Raw genomic sequence first — 14,251 nt, 5'->3', positions numbered from 1 at the left:
GGTTCCCTGGTTCACAGCGGCAATTCAGACGATGCCGGCTCGAGCGCCGCCCGCGGCAGCCTCGCGCGACGCTCCGGCGGCAACGCCTGCAACGCGCGGCGTCCGCGCAGGCCGAGGAAATATTCGCGGATGAAAGGATGATCGACGCCCGCGGCCTCCTCGACCGGCGCGGCGACCAGCACCTTGCGATCCGCCAGCACGGCGACGCGGGTGGACAGCGCGATCATCGTGTCGAGATCGTGCGTGACCATCACCACTGTCAGGCCGAGCGCGCGATGCAGCGCGGAGATCAGCTCGACGAATTCATCCGACGCCTGCGGATCGAGCCCGGCGGTCGGTTCGTCGAGAAACAGCAGCTCAGGTTCGAGCGCGATTGCCCGCGCAATGCCCACGCGCTTGATCATGCCGCCCGACAGCGCCGACGGCATTTTCGACGCGTGCTTGCACGGCAGGCCGACCATCTCGAGCTTGAGCATCACGATGTCGCGCAACAGATCTGCGGGCACCTTGCCGAGTTCGCGCACCGGCTGCGCGATGTTGTCGAACACCGACAGCGACGAGAACAGCGCGCCGCGCTGAAACAGCATGCCGGAGCGGCTGCGCATCAGCAGCGCGGTTTCCGGCGAGATGGTCGCGAGATTCTCGCCGAACAGCTTGATGGTGCCGGACGAAGGACGCTCGAGACCGAGAATCTGCCGCACCAGCGTGGTCTTGCCGGAACCCGAGCCGCCGACGATCGACACGATCTCGCCGCGCCGCACGTCCAGATTCAGATGCTGGTGCACGATGTTGCGGCCGTAGCGCTTGGTCACGTCGATCACTTCGATCACCGGCTCGGCGATCGAGGGCATCGGCTGGCCGCGCACGGCCTGAGTGAGTGGCGCGATCATCCGAGCCCCACGTTCTGGAAGAGGATCGCGAACACGGCGTCCGCGAGAATCACGATGGTAATCGAGGTCACCACCGAGGTCGTCGTGCCTTCGCCGAGACTCTGCGAATTGGCCTTGATACGGAAACCGAAATGACAGCCGACGATCGCGATCAGCATGCCGAACGCGACGCCCTTGCCCAGGCCGATCCACAGATTCGCGACCGGCACCACGCTCGGCAGAGCCCGCGCAAAGTAGTTCATGTCGATGCCGAGCGCAATCTTCGCGGCGAGCGCGCCGCCCGTCAGCGCGATGATGTTCGTCCACATGACGAGCAGCGGCATTGCCACGCCGAGCGCAACCACGCGCGGCAGGATCAGCCGCAGGCCGTGCGGGATGCCCATCACGCGCATGGCGTCGAGTTCCTCGGTCACGCGCATCACGCCGATCTGCGCGGTGATCGCCGAGCCGGAGCGGCCTGCCACCAGAATCGCGGCGAGCACAGGCCCAAGCTCGCGGATCACCGAAAGGCCAAGAATATTGACGATGTACTGGTTTGCGCCAAACAGCCGCAGTTGCTGCGCCGACAGATAGCTCAACACAATGCCGATCAGAAACGCGACCAGCGCGGTGATCGGCAAGGCCTTGGTGCCGGCGTTATAGATGTTCGCGGAGATCTCGGTCCACGGCGTGATTTTCGGTTTGCGCGCGATCGCCAACAGATCGAGCACGACGCGTCCGAGCATGGCCACGCCGCCATACAGATGCTCGAAGAACGAGAAGATCGCGAGCCCGAGCCGCGTGAACGGATCGAACTTGATCACCGGCTCGGCCGTTTCGCGCACGGTGTCGAGCAGGGCGATGCGCTCGAAAATGTCGCGTTGCGTATCGGTGAGCGTGGTATCCGGGGGCATCTTGTGACCCCACACGCGCCACAGCGCCTGGCCGCCGACGTGGTCCATCCGGTCGATGCGCGACAGGTCCCACTGACCGATGCCTTCAGCGCCGACCAGCGATCCCAACAGAGGAATCACGTGCCCGGTGGCCTTGTCGCGCGCGAGCGCGAGCGCCGTCCACTGGCCCGAGAGCCGGACGATCTTGCCTTGGCTGCCTGCCGCGACTTCGAGGCCGGGCGGAGTGTCGTAGTTCAAGGATCGTTGAATCTGGTTATCGGATTAGCGGCCATTGTAACGAAGGCGCGGCGCGGGAACCGTGCACGCGGGCTCACGCGCTTCGCTGTCGCTACAATATGAACCATGAACGCTTCCAAGACTCCCCCTCAAGCAGACTGGCGCATCGATCGCGAGCGCGCCGTCGCCCTGTTCGGCCCGCACGCGCATGACTGGCCGATCGAAATCGTCGAGGAAACCGGCTCGACCAACGCCGACCTGATGGCCCGCGTCAAAGCGCTGCCGCGCAAGGCCGGCGCGCTGCCGCGGCCGATCGTGCGGGTCGCCTATCTGCAAACCGCCGGGCGTGGCCGCCGCGGTCGTCCGTGGTATGCGGAGCCGGGCAATGCGCTGCTGTTTTCGGTGGCGTGCGTGCTGCCGCGTCCGCTCGAAGGGCTCGCGGGCCTGAGTCTCGCGGTGGGCGTCGCGCTGGTCGACGGGCTGCGCTCGCTGCCGGTCGCCGGCCCCGGCCAGATCGCGCTGAAGTGGCCGAACGACGTTCTGCTCGAAGGCGACAAGCTGGCCGGCATCCTGATCGAAACCGCGTGGAGCACCGACGACGCCAGCGCGGTGGTGATCGGCATCGGCACCAACGTCAAGGGCGCGGACGAACTGGCGGCCAAAGTCGGCGCACTGAACGCTGGCGTGCCGCCGCAAGCGCGCGGCACCGCGCCGACCGCCTTGCAGCGCGCGCTGCCCAACGCCAACCTCACCGACACGCTCGCCGCCGAGCTGAACGCGCTCGAACCGGCCTTGCAGCGCTTCGGCGCTGAAGGCTTCGCGCCGTTCCAGGCACGCTGGAACGCGGTGCACGCCTACGCAGGCCGCGAAGTCGTGTTGCTGGAACAAGGCCAGGAACAGATGCGCGGCGTGGCGGCGGGCGTCGACGAGCGCGGCCAGTTGCTGCTCGACACCGCAACCGGCCGCGAGACCATCGCAACCGGCGACGTCTCGCTGCGTCTGGCCGACGGTGCCGCATGACGAGCGGCGCGCCCTGGTTGTTGATCGACGCGGGCAATAGCCGCATCAAGTGGTCGCTGGTGCAGGCGGACGGTGCGCAGATCGCGGCCGGCGCCCTGACGCACGGCGGCGCGGATCAGCCGGACTGGTCGGATTTGCCGACGCCCGGTGGCGCATGGTTGTCGAACGTCGCGGGCGAAAACGTCGCGGCGCGGATTGCCGCATTGCTCGACGCGCGCTGGCCGCAACTGCCGCTCACGACGATCCGTGCTTGCGCACAACAATGCGGCGTGACCAACAGCTACACCACGCCGCATGCGCTCGGCAGCGACCGCTGGGCCGGCATGATCGGCGCGCACGCGGCGTTTCCCGGCGAACATCTGCTGATTGCGACATTCGGCACGGCCACCACGCTCGAAGCATTGCGTGCGGACGGCTGCTTTGTCGGCGGTCTGATCGCGCCGGGCTGGAGCTTGATGATGCGCTCGCTGGGCGAGCACACGGCGCAACTGCCGACGCTCGACGCCCAAGCCGCACGCGGCCTGCTCGACGGCAGCATGCCCGATACGGCGCGCCGCGGCCCGTTCTTCGCGACGGATACGCCGCGCTCGCTGTCCGCGGGTTGCACGCTGGCACAAGCCGGCTTGATCGAGCGCATGTGGCGCGATCTGCAGGATGAGTGGCAAGTGCCGGTGCGGCTCGTGGTCAGCGGCGGCGCCGTGGACGAAGTGGCGAGCGCGCTGAAAGTGCCGCATACTCGCCACGATTCGCTCGTGCTGTCCGGTCTTGCGCTGATTGCTGCGGAGCGCGTCATGGAACGCGGCAACTGAATCGCGGCCATAGGGATAACGGCGGCTCAACTTCTGGACGGGGAAAACCAACAATGCTGCGCTGGCTGATCGCCATATTGTTTCTTGCCAACATGCTGGCATTCGTCGCGGTGCGCGGCGTTTTCGGCCCGACGCCCACAGCCGGCGGACGCGAGCCCAATCATCTGAACCGTCAGGTTCATCAGGAATGGTTGAAGGTGCAGCCGGTCACGGCGTCCGAAGCCGCCGATCAGGCCGTTGTAGGCGGCCCAGCGCCGGTGGCGCCGATCGCGGCGTCCGCGCTGTCGCAGTAACGCAAGCAGTAACTCAAGCAGTCACGCAACGAGCGAATAGAATTCGCGGCGGGCGACGCGAGACGCGAAGTCGGCGCGTCGCTCGCGCGACAGTTGGCCTTTATCCCTGCGTACGAACTTTCTTCAGCAGTGCGGTCGTCGAGCGGTCGTGCTCGAAGGGAATCGCCAACGCCTTACCGCCCCAGCTTCGCACGATGGCCGACTCGGGCAACACGTCCATGTCGTAGTCGCCGCCCTTCACGAGCACGTCCGGCCGCACCGCCGAAATCAACTCGACGGGCGTCTTCTCGCCGAAGCACACCACGTAGTCGACACTCTCCAGCGCCGCCAGCAAAGCCATGCGGTCAGCTTCGTTATTGATGGGCCGGTCGTCGCCTTTGCCGAGCATGCGCACCGACAAATCGCTATTCACGCCGACGATCAGGCAAGCGCCCAAAGCCTTCGCATCCGCGAGATAGGTCACGTGCCCGCGATGCAGGATATCGAACACGCCGTTGGTAAACACCACCGGCGCGTTCAGCGAAGGACGCAGCGTCACCAGTGCGTCGCGCGTCAGAATCTTGCGTTCAAAAATGGCAGCCATGGGGGAATCGGAAAGGACAGGAAGGTGCCGTCACCATACACGATGGGCCGCATGAAATAAAACGGCCTGGCGCACATAAACGCGCCAGGCCGTCCATAAACATTTTCAAACCAGTTCGCAGCGCGCGGCGCCGCGAACCCGAGTCACCTGTTCGCGACCATCAGGCCGGCTGTTCCGCCGTCTTCTGATCGGCCTGCAGACGCGCGACCACTTCCTTGCGGTAGCGGTTCAGTTCCTGCGCCGTGTTGAACGTGCGCTCGAACAGAATGGACAGGTTGTGCAGAATGCGCTCGACCACTTTCTTTTCCCAGCCGTCGTCGAAACGGATCTGTTCGTCGAGCCAGCGTTCGAGCCATTCCGGATCCGGCAGACGCGATTGAATCGTGTCGCGCGGGAACAGTGCCTGGTTCACGTGCAGGTTGGTCGGGTGCAGCGGTTTTTCCGTGCGGCGAGCCGATGCCATCAGAACACCGATCTTCGCAAACGCGGCACGCGCGATGTCACCGGTTTGCGCCATCGCCTTCTTCATGTAGCGCAGATACGCGCCGCCATGACGCGCTTCGTCTCGCGAGATGGTTTCGTAGATGTGTTTGATGACCGGCTCGGTGTGCCATTCGGCGGCACGGCGATACCAGTGATTCAGGCGGATTTCGCCGCAGAAGTGCAGCATTAGCGTTTCGAGCGGCGGCGCCGGATCGAATTCGAAGCGCACGGCGTGCAGCTCCTCCTCGGTCGGACACATTTCCGGCTTGAAGCGGCGCAGATATTCCATCAGCACCAGCGAATGCTTCTGTTCTTCGAAGAACCACACGCTCATGAACGCGGAGAAATCGCTGTCGTGATGGTTGTCACGCAGAAACATTTCCGTGGCGGGCAACGCCGACCATTCGGTGATCGCGTTCATCTTGATCGTCGCTGCCTGCTCGTCGGTCAATAGCGATGCATCGAACTTGTCCCAGGGAATGTCTTTCTCCATGTCCCATCGAACGGATTCGAGCGATTTATAAAGTTCCGGATAAAGCATGGTGTTCATAGTCCCACCCCTGTTCTGCGCATACTGTGTGTGTCTGTTGCTGCTACGTGTAGCACTTTTGCTCACGACGAACGGATCGCACCCATATGTGCACCGTTTGCCGGCCAAGCATTCAATTTTACGCGGTAATCGGCCGCCCAGATGCACCTGACGGCAAAGAAGTCCAGGCGTTTGCGCATGCGCGACTACCCCTACGTTACGCGCTGCGCGGCCAACCGTGGGTGAGGGATACCCTGTGCCTGAGGTCGAGCCAGTTTGCGATGAAAACCGCACCGTCCAGCCCTGCGCCGGTGTTGCCGACGGTAAAAGGAGCAAGGGCGGCTGGATTGGTAGTTTTCAGCGCACGCCCAAAAGCCAAAATAAAGCTTACACAATGATAGCACGCTGACCTGACCGAACTCGCACCGTAACACCCGCAATTCCGGTGCCCGGCTGACCTTGCGCAAGAAAACGCGCGATTCGCGGAGTGTGGCGGACGATCGGGGTCAAAACCATGACAGACGGCGAACTCGCCTTTTCTGTGCAGCATCGACACCCGCGTCACGCCAGCGCGTTTCATTCCTGCCTTTAAATAGACTTTTTCGTGGCTTTCGGGCTGGCGCTTGCACCGCTCGCACGCTTCGCGGCCGCCGGCGCCCGCTTCGCCGCCGGTCGCCTGGCCGCGGACTCCGCGTCTTGTGCCGGCGCCTGCGGTGCGTCGGCCGCTGCCTCGCCGCCGGCTGCCGAAGCGGCCGCATCGTCGGGCACAAAATCAGATGCCTCGGCACCCGCACCGGCGGCCGGCGGTTGCGTCATCGCGAACTGGGCGATCTGGTTGAACTGGGATTGCAGCAGATTCCACCACGCGGATGCGTCGAATGGCTGCGTGGCCGGCGCCTCCTCTTCCCCGCCGGCCGGTTCCTCAGCCGACGAAGCGCTCGCCGAAGCCGCTTGCGCTGGCGCCGGGGCAGGCGCCGCCGGATGCGGCCAGCCCGTCGCCGGCGCGGGACTCGGTGCGGCCGACTCCGCCGCGGGTTGCGCCATCGACGACTGCGCGAAAGCGCCGAACGCGCGCAGTGTCGCGAGCGTCGCGCGCTGCACTTCGAGCGCCTGAATCGCGGACTGCAGCATGCTCAGATTCAGCTTGAGCCATTGCTCGACCGCGCGCATGTCGGTGATGCGCTTGTCGAGTTCCTCGACGTTGGTGAGCGGCGCCATCATGTCGGACATCATCGAGAGCGACGGTCCGAGGCCGCCGCCGGCCGGCTGCGCGCCGGAAAAAGCTGAGCCGAACGGCGAGAGCCGCATCATGCCCCACATGCGTTCGAGCATTTCAGCGGGCGGAAAACCGGGAAAGCCGGGAAAGGGCGGCGTGGAGTTAGAAGTATCGGTCATGGTTGTCGCCTCGCTGCGTCAAGTTAGGAAGGGGCGCCGGCCCGCGCGCGTCTGTTTCGATCATACCGTGCGGGAAGGGACCTCAGGAGCGCTCGCCGCCTGTCGCGCCGCCGTTCGACGGCGGTGCGCGCCACGGGTCGGCGCCGCCGAAATTCGGTGCACGCCGCTCGCGCAGCGAGTTCACGCCTTCGCGCACGTCCGGCCCGGCAAAGCCCATGAATTCCAGCGCGAGCGACGTATCGAACGCCGGTCCCGCCGAACGTAGCCAGTTGTTCAACGCGTACTTGGTCCAGCGGATCGCCGTTTGCGAGCCGTTGGCCAGCTTCTGCGCGACCTCGAATGCTTTGGGCAGCAGATCGTTTTCGTCGACGGCGAGCGAGACTAGGCCAATGCGCTCAGCCTCCTCGCCGCTCACCGGCTCGCACAGCATCAGGTAATACTTGGCCTTGGCCATCCCGCACAGCAGCGGCCAGACGATTGCCGCGTGATCACCGGCGGCCACGCCAAGACGCGTATGCCCGTCGATGATGCGCGCCGTCTTCGTCGCGATCGAGATGTCGGCGAGCAGCCCCGCCACGAGCCCGGCACCCACCGCCGGTCCGTGCATGGCCGACACAACAGGCTTGCTGCAATTGATCACGTTGTAGACGAGATCGCGCGCCTCGCGCCACACTCGCGCGCGCACGTCGAAATCGGTCGCCATGTCTTCGACGAGCTGCAGGTCGCCGCCCGCCGAAAAGCCCTTGCCTTCGCCGCGAATGATCGCCACACGCGTATCGGGATCGCGGTCGATGTCGCGCCAGATCTCCGCGAGTTCGAAGTGCATGCGCGCGTTGGCGGTGGCGAGCGCGCTCTTGTTGGCGCCTTCGCCGCTCATCACGACTTCGAGCACGCCGTGCGGATGGCGATGCAACTGGAGCGACTGGTAGTGCGCGTAAAACGCGTCGTTACGGTGTGGTGCCTGAGACATGATGAGCAATCCGTGTGTCGGTGTGTCGGTTGAACCGTGCCGCGCTCATTCAACGCGGCTGATAAACCCACTTCGCATTCTTGATTTCGACCATCACACGCGCTCGTTGATCGAGCCCGAGGTGATCCGTGGCGCTCATGTTGACGACGCCGTTGGTGTCCGCGAGACCGCGCGTCGCCTCGAGTGCATCACGCAGTGCGCGGCGAAATTCCGGCGTGCCCGGCGCGCCGCTTTTCAGCGCGATCGGCACGGCATTGCCGAGCAGCATGCCCGCGTCCCACGTGTATGAGCCGAAGGCCGAGACACTGCCCGCGCCGCGCACCGCTTCGAAGCGCGCGATGTAGTCGAGCGCGAGCCGTTTGGCTGGATGATCCGCCGGCAGTTGCGCGGCGACCAGCACCGGACTCGCGGGCAGGAACGTGCCGTTGCAATCGGCGCCGCACACGCGCAGGAAGTCGTTATTCCCGACTCCGTGATTGTGATAGATCATGCCTTTGTAGCCGCGTTCCCTGAGCGTCTTCGGCGGCAAGGCGGCGGGCGTGCCGGCCGCGCCGACCACGACCGCGTCGGGATGCGTCGCGAGAATCTTGAGGACCTGGCCGGTCACGCTCGGATCGGTGCGATTGAAGCGCTCGCTCGCCACCATGCTGATGTGATGCAGTTGCGCGAACTTCGCGACTTCGGTGTAGAAGGTCTCGCCGAGCGCGTCGGCCTGGCCGATGAACGCGATGGTTTTGACGCCGTGCAGGCTGGCATGTTCGGCAATCGCCGACGCCATCATCGCGTCGGTTTGCGGCGTCTTGAAGACCCAGTGGCGTTTCGCATCCACGGGCTCGATGATTTTCGCCGACGACGCCAGCGAGATCATCGGCGTTTGACCTTCGGCGACCACGTCGATCATCGCCAGCGAATTCGGCGTGATCGACGAACCGATGATCGCGTCGACGTGATTTTCGGAGATCAGCTTCTTGGTGTCCTGCACGGCCTGGGTCGTGTCGGACGCGTCGTCGAGCACGATGTATTCGACACTCTGACCGCCGATCTGTTTGGGCAGCAGCGCGACCGTATCGCGCGCGGGAATGCCGAGCGACGCGGCCGGCCCGGTGAGCGATAACACGAGGCCGATTTTCACTTGCGCCAACGCGATGCCGGGCAACACGCCGGCAAGCGCCGCGCATAGCGCAACGGCGCGGCGCGCGAGCCGATTGCGCGAGGGCGACAGGCGCAGGTTGTTGGATGCGCTAGCGCGCCGGGTTCCAGGTTCAAGGGATTCGATTCGCGGCATGCTGTCTCCTCACGTCGGTTTTTCGTTTTGATGTGCTGCCGATGTCCCGGCTCATGCCCTGCTCGCCTGCCGTTCACACGCGGCTTCGCGACGGTCCTGCGATGCACCCACAGTCAGCCACCCCGGCCATGCCGTCGCGCCAGTCAGTGTAGCCGCGCGCACTCACCGCGGCATCGGGCGAAACCCTTTCGAATCCGGCGTGGCGCGCTGCGGACGCGGCCGCGACGCCGTGTTCCGCACAAAAGCGGTGCTTCAATCCAGCGGCGCGATGCCCTGGTCGATCGAGCCGAAAATCGACTTCCCCGCTTCGTCAAACATTTCGATCTTCACCGTATCGCCGTACTTCATGAACTCGGTCTGCGGCGCGCCGTGCTCGATGGTTTCGAGGCAACGCTTCTCCGCGATACAGCAATAGCCGCGCTTGGCGTCCTTGTTCGACACCGTGCCCGAGCCGACAATCGCGCCCGCGCGCAGATTGCGTGTCTTCGCCGCGTGCGCGATCAACTGGCCGAAGTGAAACACCATGTCGGTGCCGGCGTCCGGCTGGCCGACTTTCTTGTTGTTCCAGTGGACGATCATCGGCCGATGCACGCGGCCTTCGCGCCAGTGTTCGCCGAGTTCGTCGGGCGTCACCGCGACCGGCGCGAACGACGTGGCCGGCTTGCTCTGGAAAAAGCCGAAGCCTTTCGCGAGTTCGGCGGGAATCAGATTGCGCAGCGACACGTCGTTGACGAGCGTGATCAGACGCACGCTTCTGAGCGCCTGGTCGGGCGTGGCGCCCATCGGCACATCGCTGGTGATCACGGCGACTTCCGCCTCGAAGTCGATACCGAATGCTTCTGACGCGCACAGCACGTCGTCTTTCGGCCCGATGAAGTCGTCGCTGCCGCCCTGATACATCAGCGGATCGGTCCAGAATTCCGGCGGCATTTCCGCGCCACGCGCGCGCCGCACCAGTTCGACATGGTTCACATACGACGAGCCGTCGGCCCATTGAAACGCGCGCGGCAGCGGCGCCATGCATTCCTTGGCGTCGAACGGGAAGGTGTTGCGCGCGCGCCCCTGATTGAGCGCGTCGTACAGATCGTGCAGTTGCGGCGCGTAGAAGGCCCAGTCGTCGAGCACGCGCTGCAACGTTGGCGCGATCGCGTCGGCGACAGCCGCCGTGTGCAGGTCGCGGGACACGACGATCAGTTGGCCGTCGCGCGTGCCGTCCTTCAGCGTGGCAAGTTTCATAGAGGAATGAACCGTGTTGGTGACGATAGAGGGAATGTATTCTACGATGGTGAATCGGCGCGGCCCAAGTGGCTGCGACCTGCCTCATCCGTGTATCACTTTTTGAATGCGCTGCGTGCGCCCCGCTCATGCCTCCAACTGCCCGCTCCGGCGCGATCCGTACCGACGCCGACTCCGCTGAGCCGCTCGACCCAACCGAACCCGACGACGAAAGCGTCGAGAGCGGCGAGGAAAAGCTGCGCTCGGGCATCCAGTCGATCGAAGTCGGCTTCAAATTGCTCGACGTGCTGACCCACGAGCCGCGCGCCATGATGCTGCGCGATCTCGCCCAGCGTGCCGGCATGAGCCCGGCGAAAGCGCATCGTTATCTCGTGAGTTTTCTGCGCCTCGGTGTGGTGTCGCAAGACCCGCTGTCGGGCCGTTACGAGCTAGGCGGTTTCGCGTTGCAATTGGGACTCGCGCGGCTGGCTCGCGTCGACGGCGTCAAACTCGCGCGCATCGCGCTGTCCGAATTGCGCGACCGGCTCGATCTCACCGTAGGCATCGCCGTGTGGGGCAATCAGGGGCCGACCATGGTGCATTGGATGGAATCGAGCTATCCGGCGAAGGCATCGCTGAAACTCGGCGACGTGATGCCGCTGCTCAGTTCCGCCACGGGCCTGCTGTTCGCCGCGTATCTGCCGGTGAGCAAGACCGCTGCGATGCTCGAACGTGAACTGGCGGATTCGCGCCGCTCGTCGCATATGGGCGGCCCGCGCACGCGCGACGAAGTCGAACAGGTCCTCGCGCAAGTGCGTGAACATCAGGCGGCGCGCGTGGAAGGCATGTTGCTGCCGACCATTCACGCGTTCTGCATGCCGGTGTTCGATTCGACCGGCGAACTCGCGCTCGGCCTCGTCGCGCTCGGCCATGAAGGCGCATTCGATATTCGCTGGGGCGGCGAGATCGATACGGCGTTGCGCGACTGCGCGCAAAAGCTCTCGTATGAGCTGGGGTATAGTGCGTCGCCACGCGACGAATAGGCGTGATGTTGCGCGGTGGGCGCTTGGCGCATTGCAGGGTTTGACGCGAACTCCGTCGGCGGGCACGGCGCAACGACGCTGCGTGTGCTGTTCCGGCTCTTGAACGTGCGCAGTTTTTCACCCGCGCGGAACATCGCTCGCGGCTATGCGGTCGAATCGGTTCGCCGCCGGCCTCGTACGCATCAGGCAGCAGGCCTGGCGCCTTTTTCGCAATGACCACCGCACGCTCCGCTCGTCGATCCCAAAGCCTCCCGCCCGCACACATTCACTGACCGATGTCCTCTGCCCCCGTCACCCGCCGTTCCGATCGCACGCCGCCCAGCGGGCCGCGCACCGGTTTGCGCGTGTGGCGCTGGATCGTGGTGCTGCTGATCGTCGCCGTTTTGCACTGGATCGCCGCGCAATGGGTCGAGCGCAATCGCGCGACGCTCAATCCCTCTGACAATGAGCATGTGCCCGTGCAGGTCGCGTTGCTGACGCCCGAACGTATCGAACGCAAACCGGCCGCCGCGTCGCCCGCGCCTGAACCGGCGCCGGCGCGCCACGCCGCGGCGAGCAAGCCGCGCGAACATGTGCTGACCGCCCTGCAGCCGGCAAAGCAAACCGCGCCGGCGGCACCTGCCGCGGCATCTGACGCCGTGGCAAGCGCCACGGCCGCCGCAGGCCCCAACGCGGCATCCAAAGCCAGCGCCGCCGGCGCAGCCAGCGCGCCCGCTACCGCGAGCGCGCCGCAAGCGTCGCCTGGAGTGAAGTTCTCCGTCCCGCCATCGGGCGAACTGCAATACGACACGTTCTATAACGGCGTGCGCAACCAGCCCGGTACGATCCACTGGAGCAGCAACGCCCAAAGCTACGAAATGGTGGTCTCCGTGCCGCTGCCTTTCGTCGGCACATTCGTCTACTCGAGCCATGGCCGCATCGACGCATTCGGCCTCGCGCCGGACCAGTACGTCGAAAAGCGCGGCCGCCGGCCGGAAGACATCGCGATCTTCAACCGCACTGACAAAAAGATCGCTTTTACGCGCACCCCGGCCACGCTGTCGTTGCCCGACGGCGCGCAGGACCGTTTCAGCATGGTGATGCAACTCGCCAGCCTCGTGCGCGGCGACCCGGGCGCCTACAAGCCGGGCGTGACGCGACAGTTCTTCGTGGTCGATAACGATAGCGGCGAAAACTGGCCGGTCGAGACGATCGGCGACGAAACCATCCGCACGGCCCAAGGCTTCCTCGACACGCGGCATTTCAAGCGCCTGCCCCGCCGTGATGGCGATCTGCGCCGCATCGACGTGTGGCTTGCGCCGTCGCTCGGCTGGCTGCCTGCGCGGATCGTTCAGACGGAACCGAACGGCACGCAATTCGAACTGGTGTGGCGTGGCAAACTCAATGCCGACACGGCCGACAGTGCTTCCAACAGCAATGGCGACGCGAGCACGGCTTCCCCTGACATTTCGACCAACGCTTCAGCTCCGGCAGCATCGGCAGTTACGCCCGAGGCCACGCGATCGTCGCCGGTCGATCCGACCGACTCCGCCACTACACCCGGCATCATCAAACCCTAAGCGACGAATCCGAACTAGGTCTCCATCAAACCGGCGAAACTTCCGCAACGAGGCCGACTCGCACCACCTGCTGCAACCGTTCGCGCCTATGCTGCGTATATAGATCAGCCGTATAGCCCAGACCAGATGGGACACAGCGCGCGCGAACGGCTCCTTCCACTGCGTTCCCCTTCAAAGGAGCCCGCATGCAAGTGAACATCAACGGTATCGAGACGCGCTATGTGCTGAGCAACGAGGGCGGCGGCCCGTGGCTGACGTTCATCCACCAACTCGGCGGTGATTTGTCCGTGTGGGACCAGCTCGCGGGCTATTTCCGCGATGACTACACGGTGTTGCGCTACGACGTGCGCGGCCACGGCAAGACCGCGGCATCCGGCGCGCCCTTCAGCATCGCCGATCTGTCACACGATCTCGCCACGCTGCTCGATGCACTCGACGCACCCAGCACGCATCTGGTCGGCATGTCGATGGGCGGCATGATCGCGCAGCAATTCACACTCGACCATCCTGCGCGCGTCGACTCCTTGACGATCGCCGACAGCAGCGCCGGCACGCCGCTGGAAGCCCGTGCCACGTGGGATCTGCGGGCCGCGGCGGCCCGCCGCGACGGCATGGCGTCGCTCGTGCCCGCGACATTGGGCCGCTGGCTGACGCCCGATTTTCAGGCCGCGCACCCCGAAGCGGTCGAGCAGATCCGCGACGTGTTGACCCACACGTTGTCAGAAGGCTACGCCATGGCGTGCGAAGCCCTGCGCGATTTCGACGTACGCAGTAAGCTGGGAGCAATCCGATGCCCAACATTGACCGTGGCGGGCCGCCACGACACGGGCACGCCGCCTGCTTCTACACAGGCAATAGCAGACGCCATCGAAGGCGCACGTTTCGAACTGCTGGATGCCGCTCATCTCGCGCCCATCGAGCAATCTCACCGTTTTGCTGCACTGCTTGAAACGTTTCTTGAAAGGCCGGTCTAACCGGTAGGTTCGGGACTTTACAAGCGTCAATCCGGACCCACCCCTTGAATTCCAAACCATACGCTCCACCTATGGCGCAGGAATGGCCAGGAGC

The 14,251-nt window shown here is 64.9% G+C and carries 14 protein-coding genes; 6 read left to right on the top strand and 8 right to left on the bottom strand.

Features of this window, described 5'->3' with window-relative positions:
- Window positions 1-11: 11 nt before the first annotated feature.
- Both PQR42_RS27225 and PQR42_RS27220 read right to left on the bottom strand, forming a co-directional pair.
- Window positions 12-890, bottom strand: a complete 879-nt coding sequence (locus PQR42_RS27225; protein ID WP_408220078.1) for an ABC transporter ATP-binding protein — start codon at window positions 888-890, stop codon at window positions 12-14.
- A complete protein-coding gene (locus tag PQR42_RS27220; protein ID WP_408220075.1) occupies window positions 887-2,020 on the bottom strand; it encodes an MlaE family ABC transporter permease in 1,134 nt (377 codons plus the stop codon). The genes PQR42_RS27225 and PQR42_RS27220 overlap by 4 nt, the downstream gene beginning before the upstream one ends.
- Before the next feature lie 105 nt (window positions 2,021-2,125).
- On the opposite strand from PQR42_RS27220, the gene PQR42_RS27215 reads away from it, so the two are divergent.
- Genes PQR42_RS27215 through PQR42_RS27205 form a run of 3 tightly spaced genes read left to right on the top strand, consistent with a single transcriptional unit; the run spans window position 2,126 to window position 4,121 of the window.
- On the top strand, window positions 2,126-3,019 hold the full coding sequence (locus PQR42_RS27215) for a biotin--[acetyl-CoA-carboxylase] ligase (protein ID WP_408220068.1): 894 nt from the start codon (window positions 2,126-2,128) through the stop codon (window positions 3,017-3,019).
- Window positions 3,016-3,828: a type III pantothenate kinase gene (locus PQR42_RS27210; RefSeq protein ID WP_408388982.1), complete on the top strand. Its 813-nt coding sequence runs from the start codon at window positions 3,016-3,018 to the stop codon at window positions 3,826-3,828. Before PQR42_RS27215 ends, PQR42_RS27210 begins: the two co-directional genes overlap by 4 nt.
- A 53-nt stretch (window positions 3,829-3,881) precedes the next feature.
- Window positions 3,882-4,121 (top strand): hypothetical protein, encoded by a 240-nt coding sequence (locus PQR42_RS27205; protein WP_408231482.1) that lies wholly within the window; start codon window positions 3,882-3,884, stop codon window positions 4,119-4,121.
- A 100-nt stretch (window positions 4,122-4,221) separates the two neighbouring features.
- On the opposite strand, the gene rfaE2 is transcribed toward PQR42_RS27205, so the two are convergent.
- The 6 genes from rfaE2 to PQR42_RS27175 form a co-directional block, all read right to left on the bottom strand.
- Window positions 4,222-4,704 carry a D-glycero-beta-D-manno-heptose 1-phosphate adenylyltransferase gene (gene rfaE2, locus PQR42_RS27200; protein WP_408220059.1) on the bottom strand — a complete coding sequence of 161 codons (483 nt, stop codon included), beginning with the start codon at window positions 4,702-4,704 and terminating at the stop codon, window positions 4,222-4,224.
- A 160-nt stretch (window positions 4,705-4,864) separates the two neighbouring features.
- Window positions 4,865-5,737, bottom strand: coding sequence for a ferritin family protein (locus tag PQR42_RS27195; RefSeq protein ID WP_408220056.1), 873 nt, complete (start codon window positions 5,735-5,737; stop codon window positions 4,865-4,867).
- 567 nt (window positions 5,738-6,304) lie between these two features.
- Window positions 6,305-7,111, bottom strand: a complete 807-nt coding sequence (locus PQR42_RS27190) for a PhaM family polyhydroxyalkanoate granule multifunctional regulatory protein (RefSeq protein WP_408388984.1) — start codon at window positions 7,109-7,111, stop codon at window positions 6,305-6,307.
- An 82-nt stretch (window positions 7,112-7,193) separates the two neighbouring features.
- On the bottom strand, window positions 7,194-8,081 hold the full coding sequence (locus tag PQR42_RS27185; protein WP_408388986.1) for an enoyl-CoA hydratase/isomerase family protein: 888 nt from the start codon (window positions 8,079-8,081) through the stop codon (window positions 7,194-7,196).
- A gap of 49 nt (window positions 8,082-8,130) precedes the next feature.
- A complete protein-coding gene (locus tag PQR42_RS27180; protein WP_408220047.1) occupies window positions 8,131-9,366 on the bottom strand; it encodes an ABC transporter substrate-binding protein in 1,236 nt (411 codons plus the stop codon).
- A 252-nt stretch (window positions 9,367-9,618) separates the two neighbouring features.
- Complete coding sequence (locus tag PQR42_RS27175; RefSeq protein WP_408388988.1) at window positions 9,619-10,602, bottom strand: fumarylacetoacetate hydrolase family protein; 984 nt, start codon at window positions 10,600-10,602, stop codon at window positions 9,619-9,621.
- 128 nt (window positions 10,603-10,730) lie between these two features.
- Here PQR42_RS27175 and PQR42_RS27170 point away from each other — a divergent pair, with 128 nt between their 5' ends.
- The 3 genes from PQR42_RS27170 to PQR42_RS27160 all read left to right on the top strand — a co-directional run bounded on the left by PQR42_RS27170 (window position 10,731) and on the right by PQR42_RS27160 (window position 14,157).
- On the top strand, window positions 10,731-11,624 hold the full coding sequence (locus PQR42_RS27170; protein ID WP_408388990.1) for an IclR family transcriptional regulator: 894 nt from the start codon (window positions 10,731-10,733) through the stop codon (window positions 11,622-11,624).
- Window positions 11,625-11,899: 275 nt separating this feature from the next.
- Window positions 11,900-13,183: a DUF3108 domain-containing protein gene (locus PQR42_RS27165; protein WP_408388992.1), complete on the top strand. Its 1,284-nt coding sequence runs from the start codon at window positions 11,900-11,902 to the stop codon at window positions 13,181-13,183.
- A 185-nt stretch (window positions 13,184-13,368) separates the two neighbouring features.
- Window positions 13,369-14,157 carry an alpha/beta fold hydrolase gene (locus PQR42_RS27160; protein ID WP_408388994.1) on the top strand — a complete coding sequence of 263 codons (789 nt, stop codon included), beginning with the start codon at window positions 13,369-13,371 and terminating at the stop codon, window positions 14,155-14,157.
- Window positions 14,158-14,251: the final 94 nt, after the last annotated feature.

Origin of the sequence: Paraburkholderia sediminicola (assembly GCF_046027355.1) — a bacterium.
Classification (GTDB): domain Bacteria; phylum Pseudomonadota; class Gammaproteobacteria; order Burkholderiales; family Burkholderiaceae; genus Paraburkholderia; species Paraburkholderia sediminicola_B.
This window is presented reverse-complemented; position numbering and strand designations above follow the sequence as displayed.

Bases quoted from the DNA above. Each gene is read 5' to 3' on its own strand.
- PQR42_RS27225 (WP_408220078.1), bottom strand. From the start codon at position 890: ATGATCGCGCCACTCACTCAGGCCGTGCGCGGCCAGCCGATGCCCTCG.
- PQR42_RS27215 (WP_408220068.1), top strand. From the start codon at position 2,126: ATGAACGCTTCCAAGACTCCCCCTCAAGCAGACTGGCGCATCGATCGC.
- PQR42_RS27210 (WP_408388982.1), top strand. From the start codon at position 3,016: ATGACGAGCGGCGCGCCCTGGTTGTTGATCGACGCGGGCAATAGCCGC.
- PQR42_RS27205 (WP_408231482.1), top strand. From the start codon at position 3,882: ATGCTGCGCTGGCTGATCGCCATATTGTTTCTTGCCAACATGCTGGCA.
- rfaE2 (WP_408220059.1), bottom strand. From the start codon at position 4,704: ATGGCTGCCATTTTTGAACGCAAGATTCTGACGCGCGACGCACTGGTG.
- PQR42_RS27195 (WP_408220056.1), bottom strand. From the start codon at position 5,737: ATGAACACCATGCTTTATCCGGAACTTTATAAATCGCTCGAATCCGTT.
- PQR42_RS27190 (WP_408388984.1), bottom strand. From the start codon at position 7,111: ATGACCGATACTTCTAACTCCACGCCGCCCTTTCCCGGCTTTCCCGGT.
- PQR42_RS27185 (WP_408388986.1), bottom strand. From the start codon at position 8,081: ATGTCTCAGGCACCACACCGTAACGACGCGTTTTACGCGCACTACCAG.
- PQR42_RS27180 (WP_408220047.1), bottom strand. From the start codon at position 9,366: ATGCCGCGAATCGAATCCCTTGAACCTGGAACCCGGCGCGCTAGCGCA.
- PQR42_RS27175 (WP_408388988.1), bottom strand. From the start codon at position 10,602: ATGAAACTTGCCACGCTGAAGGACGGCACGCGCGACGGCCAACTGATC.
- PQR42_RS27170 (WP_408388990.1), top strand. From the start codon at position 10,731: ATGCCTCCAACTGCCCGCTCCGGCGCGATCCGTACCGACGCCGACTCC.
- PQR42_RS27165 (WP_408388992.1), top strand. From the start codon at position 11,900: ATGTCCTCTGCCCCCGTCACCCGCCGTTCCGATCGCACGCCGCCCAGC.
- PQR42_RS27160 (WP_408388994.1), top strand. From the start codon at position 13,369: ATGCAAGTGAACATCAACGGTATCGAGACGCGCTATGTGCTGAGCAAC.